Source organism: uncultured Faecalibacterium sp. (assembly GCF_900066275.1).
Classification (GTDB): Bacteria; Bacillota; Clostridia; order Oscillospirales; family Ruminococcaceae; genus Faecalibacterium; species Faecalibacterium taiwanense.
This window is the reverse complement of the sequence record NZ_FMFG01000005.1, coordinates 93,338-116,518: the sequence shown is the minus strand read 5'-3', so window position 1 is coordinate 116,518 and position 23,181 is coordinate 93,338. Positions and strand designations below refer to the sequence as shown.

19 protein-coding genes, 1 tRNA gene and 1 pseudogene are annotated in these 23,181 nt (G+C 58.1%); 12 read left to right on the top strand and 9 right to left on the bottom strand.

All coding sequences use genetic code 11. The features are described 5' to 3' along the window. Nucleotides 1-184: 184 nt before the first annotated feature. Nucleotides 185-469 carry an NAD(P)H-hydrate epimerase gene (locus tag QZL71_RS03565; RefSeq protein WP_156068789.1) on the bottom strand — a complete coding sequence of 95 codons (285 nt, stop codon included), beginning with the start codon at nucleotides 467-469 and terminating at the stop codon, nucleotides 185-187. Between the two features lie 63 nt (nucleotides 470-532). Between QZL71_RS03565 and QZL71_RS03560 the strand changes: the two are divergent. Next, a pseudogene (locus QZL71_RS03560) lies at nucleotides 533-1,174 on the top strand (FtsX-like permease family protein); the annotation flags it as partial. A 190-nt stretch (nucleotides 1,175-1,364) separates the two neighbouring features. Here the strand turns inward: QZL71_RS03560 and QZL71_RS03555 are convergent. Further along, a tRNA-Ala gene (locus tag QZL71_RS03555) sits at nucleotides 1,365-1,440 on the bottom strand. Nucleotides 1,441-1,630: 190 nt separating this feature from the next. Beyond that, nucleotides 1,631-2,458: a TrmH family RNA methyltransferase gene (locus QZL71_RS03550; RefSeq protein ID WP_291014187.1), complete on the bottom strand. Its 828-nt coding sequence runs from the start codon at nucleotides 2,456-2,458 to the stop codon at nucleotides 1,631-1,633. A 186-nt stretch (nucleotides 2,459-2,644) separates the two neighbouring features. Here QZL71_RS03550 and QZL71_RS03545 point away from each other — a divergent pair, with 186 nt between their 5' ends. Next, nucleotides 2,645-3,445, top strand: a complete 801-nt coding sequence (locus tag QZL71_RS03545; protein WP_120079419.1) for a YoaK family protein — start codon at nucleotides 2,645-2,647, stop codon at nucleotides 3,443-3,445. Nucleotides 3,446-3,513: 68 nt separating this feature from the next. On the opposite strand, the gene QZL71_RS03540 is transcribed toward QZL71_RS03545, so the two are convergent. Next, on the bottom strand, nucleotides 3,514-6,816 hold the full coding sequence (locus QZL71_RS03540) for an ATP-binding cassette domain-containing protein (RefSeq protein WP_294647777.1): 3,303 nt from the start codon (nucleotides 6,814-6,816) through the stop codon (nucleotides 3,514-3,516). A 223-nt stretch (nucleotides 6,817-7,039) separates the two neighbouring features. On the opposite strand from QZL71_RS03540, the gene QZL71_RS03535 reads away from it, so the two are divergent. The 6 genes from QZL71_RS03535 (at nucleotide 7,040) to QZL71_RS03510 (ending at nucleotide 13,899) form a co-directional block, all read left to right on the top strand. Then, nucleotides 7,040-7,267, top strand: coding sequence for a hypothetical protein (locus QZL71_RS03535; RefSeq protein ID WP_154255340.1), 228 nt, complete (start codon nucleotides 7,040-7,042; stop codon nucleotides 7,265-7,267). Nucleotides 7,268-7,335: 68 nt separating this feature from the next. Next, nucleotides 7,336-7,641 (top strand): hypothetical protein, encoded by a 306-nt coding sequence (locus QZL71_RS03530; protein WP_101956483.1) that lies wholly within the window; start codon nucleotides 7,336-7,338, stop codon nucleotides 7,639-7,641. After that, nucleotides 7,631-8,368, top strand: coding sequence for a response regulator (locus tag QZL71_RS03525; protein ID WP_005939839.1), 738 nt, complete (start codon nucleotides 7,631-7,633; stop codon nucleotides 8,366-8,368). The genes QZL71_RS03530 and QZL71_RS03525 overlap by 11 nt, the downstream gene beginning before the upstream one ends. 26 nt (nucleotides 8,369-8,394) lie before the next feature. Continuing rightward, on the top strand, nucleotides 8,395-9,240 hold the full coding sequence (locus tag QZL71_RS03520; RefSeq protein ID WP_294647774.1) for a sensor histidine kinase: 846 nt from the start codon (nucleotides 8,395-8,397) through the stop codon (nucleotides 9,238-9,240). 352 nt (nucleotides 9,241-9,592) lie between these two features. Further along, entirely contained in the window at nucleotides 9,593-12,532 is a 2,940-nt protein-coding gene (locus tag QZL71_RS03515; protein ID WP_294647771.1) for an acyl-CoA dehydratase activase, read from the top strand. Between the two features lie 50 nt (nucleotides 12,533-12,582). Next, nucleotides 12,583-13,899 (top strand): 2-hydroxyacyl-CoA dehydratase, encoded by a 1,317-nt coding sequence (locus QZL71_RS03510; protein ID WP_294647768.1) that lies wholly within the window; start codon nucleotides 12,583-12,585, stop codon nucleotides 13,897-13,899. Nucleotides 13,900-13,998: 99 nt separating this feature from the next. Here the strand turns inward: QZL71_RS03510 and QZL71_RS03505 are convergent, their stop codons facing one another. Both QZL71_RS03505 and QZL71_RS03500 read right to left on the bottom strand, forming a co-directional pair. Then, entirely contained in the window at nucleotides 13,999-15,231 is a 1,233-nt protein-coding gene (locus QZL71_RS03505; RefSeq protein WP_044953421.1) for a 6-phosphofructokinase, read from the bottom strand. Between the two features lie 83 nt (nucleotides 15,232-15,314). Then, a complete protein-coding gene (locus QZL71_RS03500; protein ID WP_005939849.1) occupies nucleotides 15,315-16,538 on the bottom strand; it encodes a 6-phosphofructokinase in 1,224 nt (407 codons plus the stop codon). A gap of 345 nt (nucleotides 16,539-16,883) precedes the next feature. Here QZL71_RS03500 and QZL71_RS03495 point away from each other — a divergent pair, with 345 nt between their 5' ends. Next, on the top strand, nucleotides 16,884-17,891 hold the full coding sequence (locus QZL71_RS03495; RefSeq protein WP_294647766.1) for a GDSL-type esterase/lipase family protein: 1,008 nt from the start codon (nucleotides 16,884-16,886) through the stop codon (nucleotides 17,889-17,891). Between the two features lie 198 nt (nucleotides 17,892-18,089). Here the strand turns inward: QZL71_RS03495 and QZL71_RS03490 are convergent, their stop codons facing one another. After that, nucleotides 18,090-18,563: a methylated-DNA--[protein]-cysteine S-methyltransferase gene (locus tag QZL71_RS03490; protein WP_097781971.1), complete on the bottom strand. Its 474-nt coding sequence runs from the start codon at nucleotides 18,561-18,563 to the stop codon at nucleotides 18,090-18,092. Nucleotides 18,564-18,651: 88 nt separating this feature from the next. On the opposite strand from QZL71_RS03490, the gene QZL71_RS03485 reads away from it, so the two are divergent. From QZL71_RS03485 to QZL71_RS03475, 3 genes are all read left to right on the top strand, one after another. After that, nucleotides 18,652-19,377: an NAD-dependent protein deacylase gene (locus tag QZL71_RS03485; RefSeq protein ID WP_294647763.1), complete on the top strand. Its 726-nt coding sequence runs from the start codon at nucleotides 18,652-18,654 to the stop codon at nucleotides 19,375-19,377. Nucleotides 19,378-19,464: 87 nt separating this feature from the next. Beyond that, nucleotides 19,465-20,103, top strand: coding sequence for a hypothetical protein (locus QZL71_RS03480; RefSeq protein WP_207698277.1), 639 nt, complete (start codon nucleotides 19,465-19,467; stop codon nucleotides 20,101-20,103). Between the two features lie 21 nt (nucleotides 20,104-20,124). Then, nucleotides 20,125-21,087 carry a D-2-hydroxyacid dehydrogenase gene (locus QZL71_RS03475; protein WP_207698276.1) on the top strand — a complete coding sequence of 321 codons (963 nt, stop codon included), beginning with the start codon at nucleotides 20,125-20,127 and terminating at the stop codon, nucleotides 21,085-21,087. 36 nt (nucleotides 21,088-21,123) lie between these two features. On the opposite strand, the gene QZL71_RS03470 is transcribed toward QZL71_RS03475, so the two are convergent. Together QZL71_RS03470 and QZL71_RS03465 are read right to left on the bottom strand one after the other, a co-directional pair. After that, nucleotides 21,124-22,287, bottom strand: coding sequence for a pyridoxal phosphate-dependent aminotransferase (locus QZL71_RS03470; RefSeq protein WP_294647761.1), 1,164 nt, complete (start codon nucleotides 22,285-22,287; stop codon nucleotides 21,124-21,126). Nucleotides 22,288-22,579: 292 nt separating this feature from the next. Then, nucleotides 22,580-23,181: peptidoglycan-binding domain-containing protein (locus QZL71_RS03465; RefSeq protein ID WP_294647758.1), on the bottom strand; the 602-nt coding region annotated here is incomplete at its 5' end.

Here is a 23,181-nt window from a genome sequence, read left to right as displayed (position 1 = left end):
TCGAGCTGCCTGCTCCTCAGCAGACGAAGGCTTTGCCTGAGAACCCGAATCTGATTGCAATCGAGTAAAACGCCGGTCGTGTGCGCCAAGGCACAACGCACATAAGATGCCCCCGGAGAGCCGCAACAAGCCCTCCGGGGGCATTTTTTGTTTCCCGGTATTTTTCCGCAGCGGCAAGCCTTCGTCAAAACTCCGGGTGCCATTCATCCCGGATGCCAATGTCAGCACAGATGATTTTTCCGCACAGCGGCGCAGAAGCTTCTGCCATATGCAAAGGCTTATAACTGTCGAAGGTTACGGTCAAATCTGCATGGGCAGCACCCTCGGCAACCTCCCCGGTATCCGTGTTGATGCCGCTGGGCAGGTCTACAGCCAGCACAAAGGTGTCGCTCTTATGCAGACGGCGTATCAGCCCGCAGGCAGCAAGACCGGAAGGCCGAAGTGCGCCATAAACTACCATAGATTCCATAAGCGAGTGACCTGAAAAGGCCGCTCGCTTTTTTGTTTACCACAGAGCTGAAAGGAGGCCAAAATGCCAAACAAAACGCAAGAATACCTTAACCTCGCCCAGCAAACGGCAAAGGAACTGACCCGATATTGGGAAAACTGGTCGGACTACCTGACCACTGCATCCCGGCTGTACAAGTACAGTTTTGCAGACCAGCTGATGATCTACGCCCAGCGCCCGGATGCCACCGCCTGCGCCGACTTTGACATCTGGAACAACCGGATGAACCGCTATGTCAGACGTGGCTCTAAGGGTATCGCTCTGCTGGACGAATCCAGCGGATTCCCGCGCCTGCACTACGTTTTCGATGTGAGCGACACCGGGGTGCGCCGCAATTCTCGCGACCCGGAGGTATGGCAGCTCGGCCCCGATTTGGTGCAGCCTGTGTCGGAAATGCTTGCCAGAGAGTACGGCGTTTACCATGAAAGGCTCAGCCAGCAGATTTCCGATTTGACGGGCAAGCTGGTGGATTCCTATTGGGACAACAATAGCAATGACATATTGAATATCATAAACACCGTTTACAGCAACATCCATACACGTGTCAATGAAATTGGTATGCAGCGGGCTATTGGCATGAGTGCCGCAAGCCTTTATAAAACATTCTTGTGGGAAGGTGCCTATTACGCTATCTTTGCCTCTGTGATTGGCGCAGTGCTGGGCTATAAAAGTGATGCGCTTGCCCGCAGCACTGTGTAAAATGCAAAGAAAGAAGCGTGAAACCGATGGATTTTCAAAAAGTACATGGATGACCCCACCCGGTTCGCATCCGACTTCAGGGTTCGGAGCCCGGCACGGTCTGCCAAAGTTTTTTAGGCATAAAAAACGCCGCATCGTACAAAACGATGCGGCAAATTGGTGGACCTAGAGGGATTCGAACCCTTGACCTCTCGGATGCGAACCGAACGCTCTCCCAGCTGAGCTATAGGCCCATATTTAGGGGCGTGACTCGGTTGGGCGACCAACCGTTATACTCCCCATTCTAAAGCCCACAACTCTGTGGGGCACAAAAGCGATACGCTTGCTCTCCCAACTGAGCTATAGGCCCATGTGATGACCCTGTAAGTGTAACTCTGTTCGGGAAATTTGTCAAGTATTTTGGGCAGGGCCAGAAAGCATCGCTCAGCGGTTGCCTAGCTGCCAGAAAGCAACAGCGCTGGCAGCGGCAACGTTCAGGGAATCCACGCCGTGGGACATAGGGATTTTTACGGTGTAGTCACAGGCGGCAATGGTGCTGTGGGCAAGGCCGTCACCCTCTGTGCCCAGCACGATGGCGAGCTTCGGCTCGGCGGAAAGAGCGCTGTCGTCAATGCTTACGGAGCGGTCGCTCAGAGCCATGGCAGCAGTCTTGAAGCCAAGACTGTGCAGCTGAGCAATGCCGTTTTCCGGCCAGTCGGCAGGGCAGGTGCCGATCTGCGCCCAGGGCACCTGAAACACGGTGCCCATGCTCACACGCACGGCACGGCGGCACAGCGGGTCGCAGCAGGAAGGAGTAACGAGCACGGCATCCATGTTCAGTGCAGCGGCGCTGCGGAAGATCGCTCCCACATTGGTGGAGTCCACAATGCCCTCCAGAACGGCCACCCGGCGGGCATTGCGGCAGACCTCTTCCACGCTGCGCGGCAGCGGGCGGCGGAAGGCGCACAGCACGCCGCGGGTCAGCTCGAAGCCGGTCAGGCTGGCAAGGGTCTCGCGGTCGGCTGTGTACACCGGGGCATCGCCGCAACGGGTCAGGAGATCGGCAGCCGGGCCGGTGATCTGTTTACGCTCCATGAGCAGGGAGAGCGGTGTGTATCCGGCATCCAGCGCGCGGGCAATCACCTTGGGGCTTTCGGCAATAAAGATGCCTTTTTCCGGTTCCAGACGATTGCGCAGCTGCGCCTGCGTCAGGCGGGCATAGACAGCCAGCTCCGGTGCGGAAAGGTCTGTGATCTCGACAATATTCGGCATAAGGAAGTTCTCCTTTGGAAAAGCTTTTTTCTTATTCTAACACAACCTGTGAGGGAATGCAAAGTGCGGGCCGTATTTTTGGCGCTGGCAGAGCGCAAGGATACACATGCCGGATATGTAAAACTGATATGGACCAAGCTGTAAAAATATATTATAATAGGGTACGAAAAGAGGGAAAAAGGTAATATGAAAACAAAACATCATGGGCAGATGTCAGAGTCCTTCCTGACGGCGGTGTTCCTTTCGCTTTCGGGCGGGCTGCAGGATGCCTATACGTATCTGTTCCGCGGTAAGGTGTTTGCAAATGCACAGACCGGCAACATCGTGCTGCTGAGTTCCAACATCATGGATGGTCAGTGGGATCGGGTGCTGCACTATCTGGTTCCTCTGTGTGCTTTTGCGCTGGGCGTACTGGTGGCAGAAAAGATGCGGGAGAGCTTTTGCAACATGCAGCGGCTTCACTGGCGGCAGCTGGTGGTGCTGGGCGAAGTGCTTCTGCTGTTCATTGTAGGTTTTTTACCGCAGGAGCAGAATCTGCTGGCAAACGCCATCGTTTCCTTCTCCTGCGCAATGCAGGTGCAGGCGTTCCGCAAGGTGAACGGCTATGCATTTGCCAGCACCATGTGCATTGGTGACCTGCGCAGCGGTGTGGAAGCATTCTGCATCTGGAGCAAGACCCATGAACCGAAAGTTAAGGATCGGATGATGCGTTATTTTGGCATCATTCTGTTGTTCGCGGTGGGTGCCGGTATTGGAAGCATGGGCGCAGCGCGGCTGGCAGGAAAGACCATCTGGATCTCCTGCGGGCTGCTGCTGGTAAGCTTTGCGCTCATGTTCATTCGGGAAGAAATCGAAGAAAACCCTGCGATCGAAAAGGATCTGGCTGAGATCCGGCAGGAGACACGGGAGATCGACCGGACTCTCAAGCAGGAACTGAAGGAAGAGCGCGAGGAACTGCATGAGGAATTACACGAGAAATTGAGATAAAGCACCGGACATCAAAAAAGGAGCCGCTGCGTGATGCAGCGACTCCTTTTGCTTGTCGAGAAAGAAAATTACTCAGAACGCAGGGCGGTGACGGGGTTGCACTTGGCTGCGCTGCGGGCGGGAATCAGACCGCCAAGGATCGTGAGCAGGGTAGCCAGAACGATCAGGACCAGTGCAGCCTTGGGCGGCAGCACAGCGGTGACGCTGGTGGTTCCTGCAATGGAGTGGATGAGCATGTTGCCAGGGATCAGCAGCAGCAGGCACAGGCCCACGCCGATCACGCCGGAGCACATTCCGATAATGAAGGTCTCGGCATTGAACACCTCGGAGACATTGTGCTTGGATGCACCGATGGCACGCAGAATACCGATCTCCTTGCGGCGTTCCAGCACGCTGATATAGGTGATGACACCGATCATGATGGAAGAAACCGCCAGCGAGATGGCAACAAAGGCCACCAGCACATTGCTGACCATATCCACGATCTTGGTCACGGCGCTCATCAGGGTGCCGACCGTATCCGAGAATACGATCACCTTGTCCTCTTCGCCCTGCGCACGCATGGCGGCGTTGTAGGCGTTCAGGCTGTCCACGATACGGTTCTTGGCCTCAAAGCTCTTGGGGTAGATCCAGATGCTGCCGGGCTTGGCATAATCCGAATAGCCCAGTGCACCAAGAACACTGCTGTAGGAGGTGGTGCTGGACTGCAGGTTCATCTTGACCAGATCCACAAGGTCGTCGGTGCTCATGTTCACCTGCACGGCACTCTGGAACACAGTGGGGTCGATCTTCAGGGCATCTTCCACCTGACTGCTGAGCTGAGCGATGTTGTTCTGGATGGCGGACTGGATCTGCTGGCTGAATTGAGTGGTCAGATGGGTCATCAGCTGCTGCATCACGGTGCTCATCTGGGTCTGAATGGCAGCGGTGAGTTTGGTCTGCAGAGCTTCGCCCAGCTTCTGGCTCAGCTGTTCCGAGTAGCTTTGCAGATAGCTCGTCATGATGCCCTGCAGGTTCTGCTGAAGCGAAGCGGTGAACTGCTCCTGCAGGCCGGTGGTGTCCAGCAGGTCGCCCATGGATTCGGACAGAAGCTGTTTGAACTGGTCGCTCTCCATATAGGAAGAGAAACCGATCTTATCCAGATTCAAGATGCCGTTGCCGATGATATAGCGCTTATAGCCATTCATGATCTTCTTCATCAGGCTCTGCAGCGCATCCTCCGAGACGGACAGGTCCATATCGGCAAACAGCTGGCTCAGATCCAGCGCGTCCATGTCCGGCAGCTCCACATCACTCATGTCGATGTCGCTCAGGTCCAGATCGCTCAGATCCAGCTGGAATGCGGACGGATCAAGGATGGAGGAAAAGTCAAAGCTGCCATCCTGCAGATCAAATGCACCGCTCAGGTCGAACTGCAGCTTGCTTGCATCGAACTGGAAGGCATCCTTCAGCATATCGGTATCCACAGAGAACAGGGAAGAAATGTCAAGATCGGTTTCGCGCTGGTCGGCATCAAAGCGCTCGCCGGTCAGCACGTTCACTTCCGGGTCGGCAAGCTGCTGCTTTACCACTTCACTTTCGGCTGCATGGTCGATGGCGTAGTAGGTGAGTGCATGGGTATAGGCAACGCCTATGGGCAGAATGGTGGAGCTGGCATCTGCGCGGGGCTGCACCACGCCCACGATGGTCAGATCCGGACTGTTTTCCACAAGCTGCTCCACATACGCTTCATCGTCGGAGCGGTTGCGCCAGATTTGGCGTTCTTCGTCATAAACGTAATAGTCCGAGCTGGTAACGATCTTATATTTCAGGCCCACAAAGGTATCGTAGGGGTAGGTGCCGTAGCCGGTGGGAGCCTGTGTGTTCTTGTTTTTTGCGTACTCCTGCAGAAAACGCATCATCACGCTGTCGTCCTCAATGCCCAGAATATAAAGAGCGTAATCGCTGATGCTGCCATCCGAATTCAGCACAAGAACGGCCTCGTTGTAGCTTTCCGGCCAGCGGCCTGCCTTGACATCGTACTGATCTTCGTACAGCGAAGGCTCTTCGGCCATCTCGGTAAACACGCTCTGATTGGTCATGGAAGAGACGATGCCGGCGGCAGAGGTGGTGTTGTTCAGCGCAGAAAGGCTGCTGTCCGGGAAGATCTGGCGCACGGTGCCGTCCTTGTTCTGGCGGTAGATCAGCGGTGCGATGCCGTAGGAATACTCGATGGAAGCAGCATCCTCCGAGATGGTGCACTCGTCGCTGTCCAGATATTTTTTCAGGGAGGCAAGGTCATTGACGGAGGAATTATCCTCGGTCAGCTGGCTCAGCAGTTCGCGCACTGTGACCATGCCCTCCGGGGTGGAAGAAGCGCTGGTGGCGCCCACATTGGTGTTGTTGGCAACGGCGCTGGTGTAGCTTCCCGGGTCCAGCAGGGCGGCAAGGTCTACGCCGGTGGTCGAGATCTGCAGCGGATATTCCGAAAGGGTGGAGCGTTCCATCTCCTGGATATAATTGCTCACACCGGCCGAGAGCGAAAGGATGAGCGCAATGCCGATGATGCCGATGGAACCCGCAAATGCGGTGAGCAGGGTGCGGGTCTTTTTGGTGAGCAGGTTGTTGAAGCTCAGCGCGAGAGCGGTGAGCGGCGACATGGAAGAACGGCCCAGATTTTTGTGCACCGGCGGCACCTGAGCGGAATCATCCGGCGCAAACGGTGCGGTGTCCGATTGGATCACGCCGTCCCGCAGGCGGACGATGCGGGTAGCATACTGCTCTGCAAGCTCCGGGTTATGAGTGACCATGACCACAAGGCGGTCTTTGGCCACCTCCTTCAGCAGCTCCATCACCTGAATGCTGGTGTCGCTGTCCAGTGCGCCGGTCGGCTCGTCGGCCAGCAGGATGTCGGGGTTGTTGACCAGTGCGCGGGCAATGGCCACACGCTGCATCTGGCCGCCGGACATTTCGCTGGGGTGCTTGTGCAGCTGGTCGCCCAGACCTACCTGCTCCAGCGCCTTGGTGGCCCGGTTGCGGCGCTCGGCACCGGAAATGCCGGAGATGGTCAGCGCCAGCTCCACATTGGAAAGCACTGTCTGGTGCGGGATGAGGTTATAGCTCTGGAACACAAAGCCAATGGTGTGGTTGCGGTAAGAGTCCCAGTCGCGGTCGGTATATTTCTTGGTGGAGATGCCGTTGATGATCAAATCACCGCTGTCGTAGCGGTCCAGACCGCCAATGACGTTCAGCAGGGTGGTCTTACCGGAACCGCTGGGGCCGAGAATGGCGACGAATTCGTTGTCCCGCAGGTTCAGGCTGACATCATCCAGTGCTTTCTGCACCAGATCGCCGGTTTTGTATTCTTTCTTGATGTGGTTGAGTTGGAGCATGTGTGAGCCTTTCCGGCGCATCCTCGCAGGAACGCTGCCGCTGTACATTATAATAAACTGCCCGGATACAGGACCCGCAGCAAGGCGTTATACACTTCTATTTTACCGAAATAATATGAAAAAACTGTGTATATTTCAACGTAAATTTTGACCGGACCGGTATTTTTGGCTTTTGAGGCAGAAAAACAGGAAAATAAAGGAAAAATTGACGTGGAGGTTGAATTTGCGTCGCCGTCGTGCTATTTTAATAGCGGAAGATCCTGATAAAACAGAAAAGCATCGTGAAAGCAGAATTACACTGCCAATACGACGCAAAAAATCTGCGATGAACCGTAAGCACAAAATAAAATGCGTCGCAGAACAGAAAAACACGACAAAAAAACGCAACGAATGTGATTTTGACATTTTTAGACGCTTTTTCAGGATTGAACCAGCCCTCTCTGCTCTTTAAAATAAGATAAGAAAAACAAGGAATGCCTTGAAAACGTCGCAGGACCTTGTAGCAAGGGAGGAAAAATTATGGAACGTACATTTTCACCTATGATCCGTCAGTTTTCGGCAATCGACGGGTTGCAGAAAGCATATACGCTGGTATACTCAATGGATACAGGCAACGAAAACGGTTGCTGCCTGACGCTTTGCCGTACCGGGAACCGGCAGTACATGCAAAGCTGCTACATTGCAGCTGCACCAGAGTTCTGCTACCGGATCCTGCGCTATCTGTGTGAGAATGGCGTCCAGCCGGAGATCTGGCAGGATGTGGTAGAAGAACTGACCGATACAGAACAGCTCAGGCAGAAAGGCGGCGCGTTGCGTGGAGAGTGAGCACACAGCAAAAACGCTGCAGATCGCCCTTGGAAGCTACGACCGCAAGGAGCTGCGGGTGGAAAAGAACTACCTGCAGGAGCAAAGCCCTGCGTTGGAGTGCACCTGCTTCCAGAACGGCGGCCGTCTGCTGGAACAGCTGCGTCAGGGCCGTCAGTTTGATGTTGTGATCCTCTGCAGCCAGCTGGAAGATATGAGCGGGCTGGAGTTTTTAATGAATATCCGCAGCATGGATCCCAAACCGAATGTTGTTCTGTTTGATGAGGGCAGGCGGCAGAATACGAGTGCCATTTGTCTGGAATCGGGCGATGGATTCTGCTATGTGGGCCATGCCGAACTGAAGAACCTGCTGTGGGAGCTGTACCGCCTGCCGGGACGGCAGAGCCAGCGCATGGAACGCAAGTGTCAGGAACTGTATGAGGGCTGGGGCATCCAGCTGCCGGACGTGAACTGCAACTATCTTTCCTGTGCGGTGGGCGTGGTGTACGGCACCAGCCAGAAGCTGGCCATCCGCAAGGAGATCCTGCAGGCGGTGAGCGAGCAGTACGATGTGTCGGTCTCTGCTGTGGACAGCGGCATCCGGCGTATGATCGACCAGCTGGAAGCAAAGCCCTCGGCCAAGTGGCTGCGCTTCAAGGACGAAAGCGGATTTGCGGACGAGAAACCTACCACTGGTAAACTGATCTACACTGTCAAGAATTATCTTCAGCGTCAGAAGGACGACTGAGCATAAAACACAGGAGGCGCAAGGGTATGGAGCAGATGCGGCAGAACGAGGCGGGTGCACTGACCGCGCAGGCGATCCCGCAGAAGGATGTGGAACAGGCATGCTTCCATGCACTGGGCCTGATCGGACGCAATTGCGAATATCTGGACCAGCACCTTGCGCATGTGGGTGCCGACCAGCAGACCCGGCAGGCGGTGAACGATATCAGCGCTGCGTCGGCAAGGCTGGACCGCACTGTGAACGAAGTGATGTCGCTGCTGGATTTTCTGCGCACCGAGGAAGACCCGCGGCTCTATCCGCTGGACCTGTGCCAGCTACTGCAGCAGGTCGCCGCACAGGCCGATATGGTGCAGGCGCAGCTTGGGGTGGAACTGACGCTGGACTATGGCGGCTGGACAGCCTGCCGGGTCATGGCGGACCGCAATGATGCAGAACTGCTGTGCCTGCATCTGCTCTCGAATGCCTTGCGGGCCTGCAGTGCGGGCGGCAAAGTGCGGCTGATGCTGCGCCGCAGCGAAAGCTTCTGGCAGCTGACGGTGATGGATAATGGCTGCGGCCTGCCGGAAGCAGGCGAGGATACATGGCTGGAGAACCGGCGCTGCTTTCTGGGCGGCGCAAAGCTGGGCCTGCTGCTCTGCCGCGAGTGCTGCCGCCGCATGGGCTGGGGCCTGCGGGTGGAGCGCGCACCGGAAAAGGGCACACAGGCAGTGGTGACCATTCCGCTGTGCACCGACCGCATAATGGAGCCGACGGTAGAGCTGCATACGGGCGGCGATACGGCACAGGCACAGCAGCATCAGTACCAGCTGCGCAATATGCTGGTGCGGGAGCTGCGTACCATGCCGGAGCGCGGCGACCCGGACGAGCTGTGATGCATGCTGCATGATTGCGTTATAATAATGAATAAGGACTGCTGCGGGGGAGATGCTCCTGTGCGGCAGTCCTTTTTTGTTGGCAAAGGTAAAAAAACTTTGCCGGGACACCGGTGCAGCCGCATAAAAAGCGACAAGTTCACAAAATGTTTAACTTTTTGAGCGGAAAATACTATTTTTTCTGTGTAAAATAAAGGACGCTGATTGATTGTGCCGCAAAATTGGATTATAATACATTTGTATGCGAATTGACAAAATGATTCGTTAACAAACTAATTTTTGGCAAAGAAATTGATTTTGCCGTCCACCGGGGGCTTTGCCTCCGGCATTTGTCCTTAGGAGGAAAAACAACGTGAGAGTAGGTCTTGACATCGGCAGTACCACCATCAAGTGTGTGGTGCTGGATGAACATGATGCGCTGCTGTATTCTACATACGAACGGCATTACAGCCATATTCTGGAAAAGGCGCAGGAGCTACTGCGCCGCATCGATGCCGAGCAGCTGCACGGTCAGAAGGCGTTGCTGAGCATTTCCGGTTCGGCGGGCATGGGTCTGGCCGACAGCTGCGGCGTGCCCTTTGTGCAGGAGGTGTTCTCCACCCGCGTAGCGGTCAAGCGCTTTGTGCCTGCCACCGACTGCGTGATCGAGCTGGGCGGTGAGGATGCCAAGATCCTGTTTCTGACCAACGGTACCGAGGTGCGCATGAACGGCAGCTGTGCCGGCGGCACCGGTGCCTTTATCGACCAGATGGCCACCCTGCTGAAAATGGGTGCCGACGAGATGAACAAGGCAGCAGAGAACGCACAGCGCACCTACACCATTGCGTCCCGCTGCGGCGTGTTTGCCAAGAGCGACGTGCAGCCCCTGATCAATCAGGGTGCCCGCACCGAGGACATTGCTGCCAGCATTTATAAGGCTGTGGTCAACCAGACCATTGCAGGCCTTGCACAGGGCCGTCCCATCAAGGGCAATATCCTGTATCTGGGCGGCCCGCTCACCTTCAGCAGCGTGCTGCGCAAAAGCTTTGACGAAGCGCTGAACGTGACCGGCACCTGCCCGGAGAACAGCCTGCTGTATGTGGCACTGGGCGCTGCCCTCTATGCCGACAAGGCTTTCGTTCTGTCTGAGGTGGCCGATGCGCTGGACCAGTATGCTGCCACTGCCACCTACGCCAGCGAGCCGCCGCTGTTCGCCAGCAAGGAGGAGTATGAGGCGTTCCACGCCCGCCACATGTCCCACAGTGTGCCCCGCGTGCCCTTCAGTGCCCAGTGCGGCCCGGTGCATATCGGCATCGACTCCGGCTCCACCACCGTCAAGCTGGTGGTGGTGGACGAGAAGAGCCAGATCCTTTACACCAACTATCAACCGAACCTCGGCAACCCGCTGCCCCTCATCCGGGAACAGCTGCTGAAAATTTACAAGGAGCACCCGGGCCTGCAGGTGGTCAGCGTGACCACCACCGGCTACGGCGAAGAGCTGGTGAAGAACGCATTCCGCTGCGATTACGGTCTGGTGGAAACGGTGGCGCACTTTACCGCTGCAAAATACTTTATGCCGGATGTGGATTTCATCATCGACATCGGCGGTCAGGACATGAAGTGCTTCAAGATCGAAGATGGTGCCATCAGCAACATCTTCCTGAATGAAGCCTGCTCCTCCGGCTGTGGCAGCTTTCTGCAGACCTTTGCACAGGCACTGGGCTATGACGTGAAGAAATTTGCAAGCCTTGGCCTGTTTGCAGACCGCCCGGTGGATCTGGGCAGCCGCTGCACCGTGTTCATGAACAGCTCGGTCAAGCAGGCCCAGAAGGACGGCGCAAGCATCGAGAACATCTCGGCAGGCCTGTCCATCAGCGTGGTCAAGAACGCACTGTACAAGGTCATCCGCGCTTCCAGCCCGGAAGAGCTGGGCCGCAAGATCGTGGTGCAAGGCGGTACCTTCTATAATGAAGCCGTGCTGCGCGCCTTTGAAAAGGAGATGGGGGTGGAGGTCATCCGCCCGGACATTGCCGGCTTGATGGGCGCTTACGGTGCGGCTCTATTCGGCCTGCGCCAGAGCCAGAAGGCCCACAAGACTGCTTCTGCCATGATGAGCCAGAAAGAGCTGGAAAAGTTTGAGCAGAAGGTGGTCAGCGTCAAGTGCGGCGGCTGCGGCAACCACTGCCAGCTCACCGTCAACACCTTTGCGGATGGCCGCAAGTACATCTCCGGCAACCGCTGCGACAAGCCCGTGACCGGCAAGAGTGCCGACGACAGCCTGAACCTCTACGCCTACAAACAGCAGCTGCTGGCCGAGTATAAGCCGGTGGCCGGCAAGCGCGGCTCCATCGGCATCCCGCTGTGTCTGGGCTTCTACGAGCTGCTGCCCTTCTGGTGGGCCTTCTGGACAAAGCTTGGCTTTGCCGTGCACACCAGCCCGGTGTCCAGCCGCGGCCTGTACCTCGCCGGTCAGGCTACCATCCCCAGCGATACCGCCTGCTTCCCGGCAAAGCTGAGCCACGGCCACATCAAGGCCCTGAGCCAGATGCAGCTGGACGCTATTTTCTACCCCTGCCTGACCTACAATGTGGACGAGGGACTGGGCGACAACCACTATAACTGCCCGGTGGTGGCCTACTACCCCGAGGTTCTGGCAGGCAACTGCCCGGAGCTGGAAGGCACCAAGTTCATCTATGACTATGTGGGCATCCACCGCCCTAAGGACTTTGTGCACAAGATGGCAAAGAACATCCTGCCCAAGTACTTCGGCGGCATCTCGGAAAAAGAGGTGCAGGCCGCAGCGGATGCCGCCTATGCGGAATACGAGTCCCACATGGCAAAGATCCGGGTGAAGGGCAGCGAGATCATCGACGAAGCCCGCCGTCAGGGCAAGCGCATCATCGTGCTGGCAGGCCGCCCCTACCATGTGGACCCCGAGGTGAACCACGGCATCGACCGCCTCATCACCCGCCACGGTGCTGCCGTTGTTACCGAGGACAGCATTTCCAACCGGGTGCAGAAGTTCCCCACCAGTGTGCTGAACCAGTGGACCTACCACAGCCGCCTGTATGCCGCCGCCAAGTACTGCACCACCCAGAAGGATATGGATCTGGTGCAGCTGGTGTCCTTCGGCTGCGGCGTGGATGCCATCACCACCGACGAGACCCGCGAAATTCTGCAGGAGGGCGGCAAGCTCTACACCCAGCTCAAGATCGACGAGATCACCAATCTGGGTGCCGTGAATATCCGCCTGCGCAGTCTGTTCGCCGCTCTGGATGAGCGCGACGAGGTGGCCGCAGAAAAGGCAGAATAAAATAGAGATAGAGCAAAAAGCTTTTTAAGAAAGCAACATAGGAGGAACCTATGGAATACAATTATCCCAAATTTACTCCGGAGATGAAGAAGACCCACACCATCCTCATCCCCAATATGGCCATTACCCAGTTCCGCCTGCTGGAGTACGCCCTGCGTTACGACGGCTACAAGTGCGAGATCCTGGGCAACTGCGGCAGTGCCGTGGCACAGCTGGGCCTGAAATACGTCCACAACGACACCTGCTATCCGGCCCTGCTGGTCATCGGTCAGTTTCTGGACGCACTGAACAGCGGCAAGTATGATCTGGACCACACCGCCCTGCTCATCACCCAGACCGGCGGCGGCTGCCGCGCCTCCAACTACATTCATCTGCTGCGCAAGGCACTGGTCAAGGCGGGCTATCCGCAGATCCCGGTGGCCAGCCTGAACTTCTCGGGTCTGGAAAAGGACAGCGGCTTCCAGATGACCCTGCCGCTGGCCCGCCGTGCGCTGGCCTGCATCTTCTACGGCGATATGCTGTGCGCTTTGCGCAATCAGGTTGCACCTTACGAGAACGAGAAGGGGGCTGCCGATAAGATGGTAGACCTGTGGGTGGAACGCTTGGGCCGCGTGCTGCTGGCAGGCAAGGGCTACACCTCCAAGGAGATGAAGCACACCTTCCCCCTCATCGCAAAGGACTTTGCTGCCATCCCCGTTACCCGGGTGCCCAAGGTCAAGGTGGGCGTGGTTGGCGAAATTTACGTCAAGTACAGCCCGCTGGGCAACAACGACCTGCAGAAGTTCCTGGAAAGTCAGGACTGCGAGGTGAACTTCCCGGGCCTGATGGGCTTTGTGCAGTACTGTGCCTTCAACATGGGCGAGGACCATGTGCTGTACGGCGGCAAGCTGGCTGTGAAGATCGGCATTGACCAGTTCCTGAACTGGCTGGACGGCATCGAGCGCGCCATGCTCAAGGCTGAGGCCGACGCAGGCTTCTACGCCCCCGGCCCCTTCAAGGAGCTGGTGGAAAAGCCCAAGGGCATCATTTCGCTGGGTGCCAAGATGGGCGAGGGCTGGCTGCTGACTGCCGAGATGATCGAGCTGGTGCAGGGCGGCTACGGCAACATCGTGTGTGCCCAGCCCTTCGGCTGCCTGCCCAACCACATCGTGGGCAAGGGCATGGTGAACAAGATCCGCGCCCTGTACCCCAGTGCCAACATCACCCCCATCGATTACGACCCCAGCGCCACCAAGGTCAATCAGGAGAACCGCATCAAGCTGATGCTGGCAGTGGCCAAAGAGCGCCTGAATGCCCCGGTGGAGACAAAGCCTCTGACGGCAGAGGAGATCGCAGGCGGCGCACCCAAAGTCGGCGCAGCGGTCTGATGTTCTAAAGCGGAGAATACCGAAATGCAAAAAGCCCGTCCGGGCCTAAAACTCGGACGAGCTTTCATCATGCCTTGAGAAAAATCAATGCAGGAGAGATCACTTCTGATTCTTCATGTAGATGTGGTGGGGCAGACCGGCAATGTACAGCGGGGTCAGCTCGGCCTGGATCAGCGGGCGGGCATAAGCCAGAAACTCATCGGTCATCTGGGTGTGGTTGGCGTTCATCCAGCTCAGCGGCACCTTCTTTTCGAGATTTGCCACCTCGCTGATGGGGTGCAGCTCGGTGGTGCACTGGTACGGGCTGTTGGAGATGCGCTTCAGGGCCACCATCTGGCCGGTAACGCCCTCAAAGGCCGCCTTGGCGGCAGCACCGCCCACCTGATAGGCTTCGGTGATGTCGGTGCGGCTGGTCAGATGGCCTGCGCAGCGCTGCAGGGTGGAAAGCTCGATGCAGCGGGTCTTGGTGTCCAGATTGCGGGCCACCACATTTGCCAGATACCGTGCGGTGCCGGTCAGGGCCTTATGGCCGAAAGCGTCCACTGCGTGCACATCGTCGGCCAGCTCACAGACGTAGCGGCCATCTTCCAGCTTCACGCCTTCGGAAACGGCGATCACGATGCTGGGCTTCTTCTCCTGCATCACGCGCACCTTCTCAATGAAGTGTTCCACATTGAAGGGCACTTCGGGCAGGCAGATCATGTCCACACCCTCGCAGTCGTCACTCTTTGCCAGAGCGGCGGCAGCGGTCAGCCAGCCGGCGTTGCGGCCCATGATCTCCACCACGGTGACGTACTTGGTGCCGTACACGGTGGCATCGCGGATGATCTCCTTCATCACCACGCCGATGTACTTGGCAGCAGAGCCGTAGCCAGGGGTGTGGTCGGTGACCATCAGGTCGTTGTCGATGGTCTTGGGCACGCCCATAAAGCGGATGTCGCTCTGGATGCGTTCGCCGTACTCGGCCAGCTTGCCGATGGTGTCCATGGAGTCGTTGCCGCCGATGTAGAAGAAGTAGCCGATGTTCAGCTTTTCCAGAATGGCGAACAGCTTTTTGTAGACGGTCTCGTCCTCATGCCAGTCCGGCAGCTTGTAGCGGCAGCTGCCGAGGAAGCTGGACGGGGTGCGCTTGAGCAGCTCGATGTCCAGATCGTCCGTCAGCACGGTGGAAAGATCCACCACCCGCTCCTCCAGCAGACCGGCAACGCCATTGCACATGCCGTAGACGATCTCTGCGCCGCGGCTCTTGCAGCTCTCAAAGACACCCGCAAGGCTTGCATTGATGACGGAAGTAGGACCGCCAGACTGACCAACGATTGCATTTTTACCCATGATGATTTCTCCTTTTTTGTTTTTCTGTTTCGGCAATATAATATTACGTGCAGGATGCACGAAAACAGACGCGGGAAAAGGGGTTACAGACGGATATGGCGCGGGGTGCCGTTGACGTAAACGGGGGTCACCTCGTCCAGGATCAGCGGACGGGCATACTCCTCAAAGGCAGCAGTCACCTGCATCCCGTCGGGGCTGATCCAGTCCAGCGGCACCTTCTTTTCAAGGTTTGCCACCTGCTGCACATCCACCGACTCGGTGATGCACTGGTAGGGATAAGCGGAAATGCGCTTGAGCGCGATCATGCGGCCGGTCTCGCCCGCAAAGGCGGCGGCTGCTGCGGCACCGCCCACAGCGTAGGCTTCGTTCACATCCGTGCGGCTGGCCAGATGGCTGGCGCAGCGCTGCAGGGTGGAAAACTCGATGGCACGGCTCTTGCAGTTCAGCTTGTCGTGGATGAGGTCGGAGAGATAACGGCTGGTGCCGCTGAGCACGGCCTTGTGGCCAAAGGCATCCAGCTGGCCTGCGGTGGACACCAGATCGCACAGATAGGTGCCGTCGGCGGTCTTTACGCCCTCGCTGGCCGCAATGATCACATTGGACTTGCGGCGCTGCAGCTCGTCCACCTTGGCAAGGAACTTGTCCTGATCGAAGGGCACCTCCGGCAGCAGGATCAGATCCGGGCCTTCGCAGTCGTCGCCGCCCGCAAGGCAGGCCGCACCGGCAAGCCAGCCCGCATGTCGGCCCATGATCTCGGCCACGGTCACGCTGCGGATGTCATACACGGAGGAATCCCGGATGACTTCCTTTAAAATAGTGGCAATGTACTTGGCGGCAGAGCCGTAGCCGGGGGTGTGGTCGGTCAGGCACAGGTCGTTGTCGATGGTTTTGGGCACACCGATGAACCGCACGCTGCTGCCCACGCGCTCACCGTAGCGGGAAAGCTTTGCGATGGTGTCCATGGAGTCGTTACCGCCAATGTAGAACACCGCGCAGATGTCGTACTTGTCAAACAGGGTGAACAGTTTGATGAAGGGTGTGGAGTCCACATCCGGGTCCGGCAGCTTGTAACGGCAGCTGCCAAGGTAGCTGGAAGGCGTGCGCTTGAGCAGTTCAATGCTCATGCGGTCGTCCAGCAGGACGTTCAGCTCCAGCATTTCTTCCTTGAGCAGACCTTCGATGCCGTATTTCATGCCGTACACCTTGTCTGCACCCAGGCTGCAGGCGGCTTTGTACACGCCTGCCAGACTGGAGTTGATTACGGCGGTAGGGCCGCCGCTCTGACCAATGATCACATTCTTGGCCATGAGTACCTCCTTTTGCAAATTTCATTCTTATCATTTGTACATCGCTGCAGGTTCCGGCTTCCGCGCCGCCAGAGTGGGGTTTGGTCTAAAGGCCCTGCACTGCCCGCAGACCGTGCGGCAAACAAACCGGATGCTGCAAGTGATACAAAAAAGTTTGCGGCATGTGCACACCCTTTTTGTAAAATGTGCAAAATTACCACATCCTTATTGTACCTGTTTTGCCTGTTGTATGCAAGACCTAATTGGTTGCACAGGCAAAAAAATTATGATAAAATAAAAAACGCACAGCCCCGGGCGGATAAAACCCCCTTCTGTGCGGGAAAAATGGAGAAAGCTGGAAAAACCATGGGCATTTCACACGAGTATCATTCTGCGCCGCGCCGGGCACGGCGCGGTACAGTCAGCGGCAAGCTGCGCTTTCTGGGCGCAGTGGTCGCCATTTTGCTGGTATCCTACGCCATCACGGCCATTCTGGAAAAGGGCGCAGAGGGCACGGACGATACCCCGTCTACCAACGCCAGCGGCATTGCCGAGAACATTCTGGCACCGCTGCCCATGCAGGGCGAAGCGGATAGCAGCAGTGCTGCACAGGATGGCAGCATCGGTGGGCAGGCCGTCACACTGGAGAACTTTGGCCCTGCAAAGCAGAGCGCTGGGGCCTACACCGTCAAAGCCTATGATGCCAGCGTCATCCGCCAGCCCAGCTGCGGGCAGGTGGACCTGAGCTACTTTGCGGACGCAGCCTTTCTGGGCGACAGTCTGACGGTGGGCTTCTCGGATTACCAGATCAATCTGGACGGGGCACTCATCTGCGGCTATACCGGCGTTGGCCCGGATGCCATTGTGAACCGCAGCGCAGTCAAAAGCCCCACCCGCGGGCAGGAGGTAGCGCTGGATGTGCTGGCCGCTGCCCGGCCCAAGAAGCTGTATATCCTGCTGGGCACTAACACCCTCACCACGCTGGGCGCTTCGGATCGCTTCCTTGCCTACTATGGCCAGATGCTGGATATGCTGCGCGAGGCTTTGGGCGAGGACTGCGTGATCTACGTGCAGTCTATCCCGCCGGTGCGACCCTCGGCAGCTGCCGAAAAGCCCGGCCTTGCATCGGATGTGCTGCGCGGTGTGAACGAGCAGCTGGCTCAGCTGGCCGCCAGCAAGGGATGCGTTTACCTTGACCTGTGGGAGACCCTTGCCGACGGCGAGGGCAACCTGAAGGAGATGCTTGCAGCGCCGGATGGCGTGCATCTCTCTGCAGGCAACGGCTACGGCGCATGGGTCACCTACCTGCGCAACCACGCCAAGTACAGCGCGGATAATTCCTGGACGATGGGCAGCATTTACAGTGCACAGTAAAACGGAGTGAAAAATAAAGAGCCGTTGCACAAAATGGATGTGCAATGGCTCTTTTGTGTATGATGCAGTTTCCCACAGCGACCCTACGGTGAAAAAGTGTTTCAGAAAAGCCCGCAGGCTTTTCTGAAACACAAATATAAAATAAATTTTCCGCTGAAAATGCCCAGAGCGAACGCGGAGGGCATTCCGATCATAAAATTACTCCTGCTGTTCCAACTCCAGCAAATATTGCTTCATCTCCACGCCATAGGCGTAGCCGGTGAGCTTGCCGGTGCTGCCCACCACCCGGTGGCAGGGCTGAAGGATGGCGATGGGGTTGCAGTGGCAGGCACCGCCCACGGCACGGCTGGCCTTGGGTTTGCCAACAGCGGCGGCCAGCTGGCCGTAGGTGCGGGTCTCACCGTAGGGGATCTTGTTCATCTCGGCCCAGACGGCCTTCTGGAAGGGGGTGCCCTTGGGGGCCAGCGGCAGATCAAACTCCCTGCGCGCCCCGGCAAAATATTCGTTCAGCTGCTCCTCGGCTTCCTGTAAAAGCGGTGTCTCGCACACCTTGCGGGGCAGCGGTTCCAGTTCCGGTACGCCGTCCGGGCAGAGGGTCAGCCCGCAGATGGCATCGTTTTCCTCTTCCAGCCGGAAGGTTCCCAGAATGCTGTTCACATACCAGACGTTCAAAAGTTGCGCTTCCTTTCCTGTGAGTTTGTGTTATACTGAAGCTATCTTAACACAAATGTACATCCGGCGAAAGGGGCGTTTTTTTGTTATGGTACGGGCATTGGAAGAGATCATTGCCAAAAGCAGCAGCATCGTGTTCTTTGGCGGGGCGGGCGTTTCCACCGAGAGCGGCATCCCGGACTTCCGCAGTGTGGACGGACTTTATCATCAGAAGTACGCCTACCCGCCGGAAACCATCCTGAGTCACACTTTCTGGGAGGAGAACCCGGAGGAGTTTTACCGTTTTTACCGCGATAAGCTCATCGTGAAGGGGGCAAAGCCCAACGCGGCCCACCTGCGGCTGGCAAAGCTGGAACGGGAGGGCAGGCTGAAAGCGGTCGTCACCCAGAACATCGACGGCCTGCATCAGGCGGCGGGCAGCCGCACAGTGTACGAGCTGCACGGCAGCACCCTGCGCAACTACTGCACCCGCTGCGGTAAGTTCTACGATGTGGATTTCATTGCCAACAGCACCGGTGTGCCCCGCTGCACCGAGTGCGGCGGCATCGTCAAGCCGGATGTGGTGCTGTATGAAGAAGGGCTGGACGAGGAGGTGCTGTCCGGCGCGGTGAACGCCATCCGCCATGCGGATACCCTGATCATCGGCGGCACAAGCCTTGTGGTGTACCCGGCGGCAGGACTGATCCGGTACTTCCGGGGCGACCATCTGGTGGTTATCAATATGCAGCCCACCGGGGCAGATGCGGAAGCCGACCTGTGCATTGCAAAGCCCATTGGTCAGGTGCTGAGCGAGGATGTAACGCTGGATCTGTAAAACAAAAAGAGCGGCCCTGTTTCGCGCCGATTCTCGCCCCCGGTCCGGTATGCTGGATGCATACTGAAAAAGAATGGGGGAAACCAAATGATCCAGGTTTGTGACCCGCCGCGCACGCGGCAGGTAAGGCGGCTTTCGGCGGAGGAATTCTGCCAGCTGGCGCAGAGCGAAGTGAGCAGTGTGTACCGTCCGCGCAGCGAGGTGCTGCGGATGCTGACGGTAGGCGAGGTGTGGGGCGTGTACAGTACACGCGGTGTGCCGGGAGCCGGGTGCATCCTGCTGCCCATGGATGCCGATGTGGCAGCGGCGGCTGCGCTGCGCCGCTTTCTGGGCTGGAACCGCACGTCAGGCGGATATTTTTTGACCCCGGCAGCCGGGCCGGACGGCCATGCCGCCGAGACCCTTGCGCCGCTGCTGGCTGCGGCTGCTGCCCGGCAGGAGTTTCTTGCCCGGCAGCGGGCACGGTGGGCCGTGGTGGAATGTGCGGCAGAAGAGCTGATCCCGCTGTATCTGCGTCAGGGGTTTGCTTTGCGGGCTATCCGTCCGCTGGACAGTCTGGCACCGTGTTTCCTGCTGCAGGCCGGGTGCCTTGCGCAGAATGTGCCGCCGGTATGGCTCCCGCTGGCCGACCGGGTGCACATTGCCATCCTGCTGGCTCGAGGCTATGCCGCGCTGGAAAGCCGCGAAAGCCCGCAGGGCACCGTGCTGGCACTGTATCCCGTATGATGTGAAAGTGAGGAAGTTGAAATGAAAGCAGTGGTTCTGGAAGATTATGCCATACAGCAGGGAGATCTGGACTGGTCGGGTGTGAAGGCGCTTGTGCCGGACATCACCCGCTATGGGCGCACCGCGCAGGAAGAGGTGGTGCCGCGCATCGGGGATGCGGAGATCGTGTTCCTGAATAAGTGCCGCATCGACGAAGCCGTTCTGGCCCAGTGCCCGAAGCTCAGGTGGGTGGGCATCATTGCCACCGGCACGGATAACCTTGATCTGAAGGCCTGCCGCCGCCATGGCGTGCCGGTAGCCAACGTGCCGGGCTATTCTACTTACAGTGTGGCACAGATGACCTTCAGCCTGCTGCTGGCCATCTGCCAGTGCGCCGACCGTTACCATCGCCTTGTGCAGGACGGCCATTGGCGCACCGAGGAGCCTGCGGCCTACGGTCTGCTGCCGCAGGTGGAACTGCTGGGCAAGACCTTTGGCATCTATGGCTACGGCAGCATTGGCCGGCAGACCGCCCGCATTGCCAAGGCCTTTGGCATGAAGGTGTTGGTGTGCACCCGCACCGTTCGGCCGGAGTACGAAGCCGACGGTGTGGAGTTCGTGAATCTTGACACCCTGCTTGCCCGCAGCGATGTGCTCAGCCTGCACTGTCCGGCAACACCTGCAACACGGGGGCTGATCAACGCGGCCACCCTTGCCAAGGCAAAGCCCGGCATGATCTTGCTGAACACCGCCCGCGGTGCGCTGGTGGACGAGCAGGCCGTGGCCGATGCGCTGAAAAACGGGAAGCTTGGCTTTTACGGTGCCGATGCCTTTGGCACTGAACCGCTGCCGCAGGCAAGCCCTTTGCGCGGCCTGCCGAATGCCCTGCTGACACCGCACATCGCGTGGGCCACCAACGAAGCCCTGCAGCGGCTGATGGATATTACTGCCAACAACCTGCGCACATGGCTGGATGGCGCGGGAGAGAATATTGTGAACGCATAAAAAACGGGAACGCCGCATGGACGTTCCCGTTATTTTTTAGTTCAGGATACCGCTCTCTTTGATGGACTGCACCGCCTCGGCAATGCGCTCCGGCGGCAGGGTGAGGGCAAAGCGCACGTAGCCTTCGCCCAGCGGGCCAAAGCTGGAACCCGGCGTGCACAGCACACCGCTCTTTTCCACAAGGTCAAGACAGAAGTCCATGCTCTTTGCGTACTTTGCCGGGATGGGTGCCCACACGAACATGCTGCCGTGACTGTCCGGCACATTCCAGCCAATGGAACGCAGGCCGCCGCACAGAGCGTCGCGGCGCTGCTGGTACAGGCCGCACTGCGTTTTTACCATGTCCAGCGGGCCGGTCAGGGCGGCGATGGCCGCTTTCTGTACCGGCAGGAACATGCCGAAATCGATCTGACCGCGCAGCTTTTTAAAGGCGGCTACCACGTCCCTCCGGCCCACAAGAAAGCTGATGCGGGCACCGGTGACGTTGAAGCTTTTGGACAGGCTGAAGAACTCCACGCCCACATCCATGGCACCCGGCGTATTGAAGAAGCTGTTGCCCACGGCCCCGTCAAAGATAATGTCGCTGTAGGCGTTGTCGTGGATGATGAGAATGTCATACTTTTTGGCAAAGGCCACCAGTTCGGCGTACAGCTCCGGGGAGCCGACGCTGCCCACCGGGTTTGCGGGCAGGGAGACGATCATATACTTTGCCTTGCGGGCCACATCCTCCGGGATGTCCTTCACATAAGGCAGGAAGCCATGCTCCTTGGTCAGCGGGTAATACCACGGCTTTGCGCCGCCCAGCAGACTGCCCGCGATGAACACCGGGTAGCAGGGAGTGGGCAGCAGCACGGTGTCGCCCTCGTCGCACAGCACCATGCCGATGTGGCCCACGCCCTCCTGACTGCCCGCACAGCTGGCCACCTGATCCGGCGTGATCTCTACGCCGAAGCGGCGCTTGTAGTAGCCGCACACGGCATCCAGCAGCTCAGGCAGGTCGCGCAGGCTGTACTTCCAGTTCTGCGGGTCGGCAGCGGCATCCATCATGGCCTTGCGGATGTGCTCGGCAGGCGCGAAGTCCGGCGTGCCGACGCTCAGATTATAAATGGTACGGCCCTGTGCTTCCAGAGCTACCTTGCGTTCGTTCAGTGCAGCGAAGATCTCGTCGCCGAACAAGTCCAGTCGTTTGGAAAATTCCATGATACAATACCCCTCAAATCCTCTTGTTTTCAACATGAACCATTTTAATAATAGAGCTATTTTAGCACGTTTTTCCAAACCGCGCAACGAAAAGGGCAGATGGGGGAGAAAGTTTCAACTTTCGGTGATGGGAAGCGAAGGATGTTTCACGGGGGAACTCCTTCAGTCAAATCCTTTGGGTTTGCCAGCTCCCTCAATGAGGGAGCCTCTGGCGAAGAGGAAAAGCTTGCGGTTTTGCCAAAGGCCCCATCTCCGAGGGGGCTGGCACCGAAGGTGACTGGGGGAGTTTCTGCTAATCGATCGTCGTTTTTGTCCGTCCCACGCCGATGACGGCGGTGCTGATCTTTTTCCAGCTGTTGCAGCCGCACACACCGTCCACACGCAGGCTCGTGCGCCGCTGGAAGCCTTTCAGCGCTTCCTCCGTCCGGGCACCAAAGATGCCGTCGATGCGGCTCCCGGTCTGGTAGCCCAGCGTGGAAAGCGCGTCCTGCAGAATCATCACATAGCAGCCGCGGCTTCCCCGCCTCAGGGTAGGATACCCGGCGGTGGTGCCGCTGCAGGCGGGCGTGCCGTAGCGGCGGTCCATGTGCACCCATGTTGGGGTCTGGCTCAGCGGCTCCACATAGCCCCATGCCCCGGTGCCCCGGGCTGCGTTGTAGATGGCCGTGCGGGCGGTCCGGGTCAGGCTTTGGCCCACGTCAAAGGATACGCCCGCGTAGTGCTGGCTGCGGGTGCCGTGGCCGCCCTCCCAGATGCGGCGGAAGGCATATCCCACCGGGATGCCCTTGCCGTACTTGCGGCGGGTCAGGTTCCACGCTTCCATGGCCGCAATGGTGGTCCACAGGGTGGGGCTGGCGGATTTGCCCCGGAATTCCCGCACCCGCAGGGTGGTGC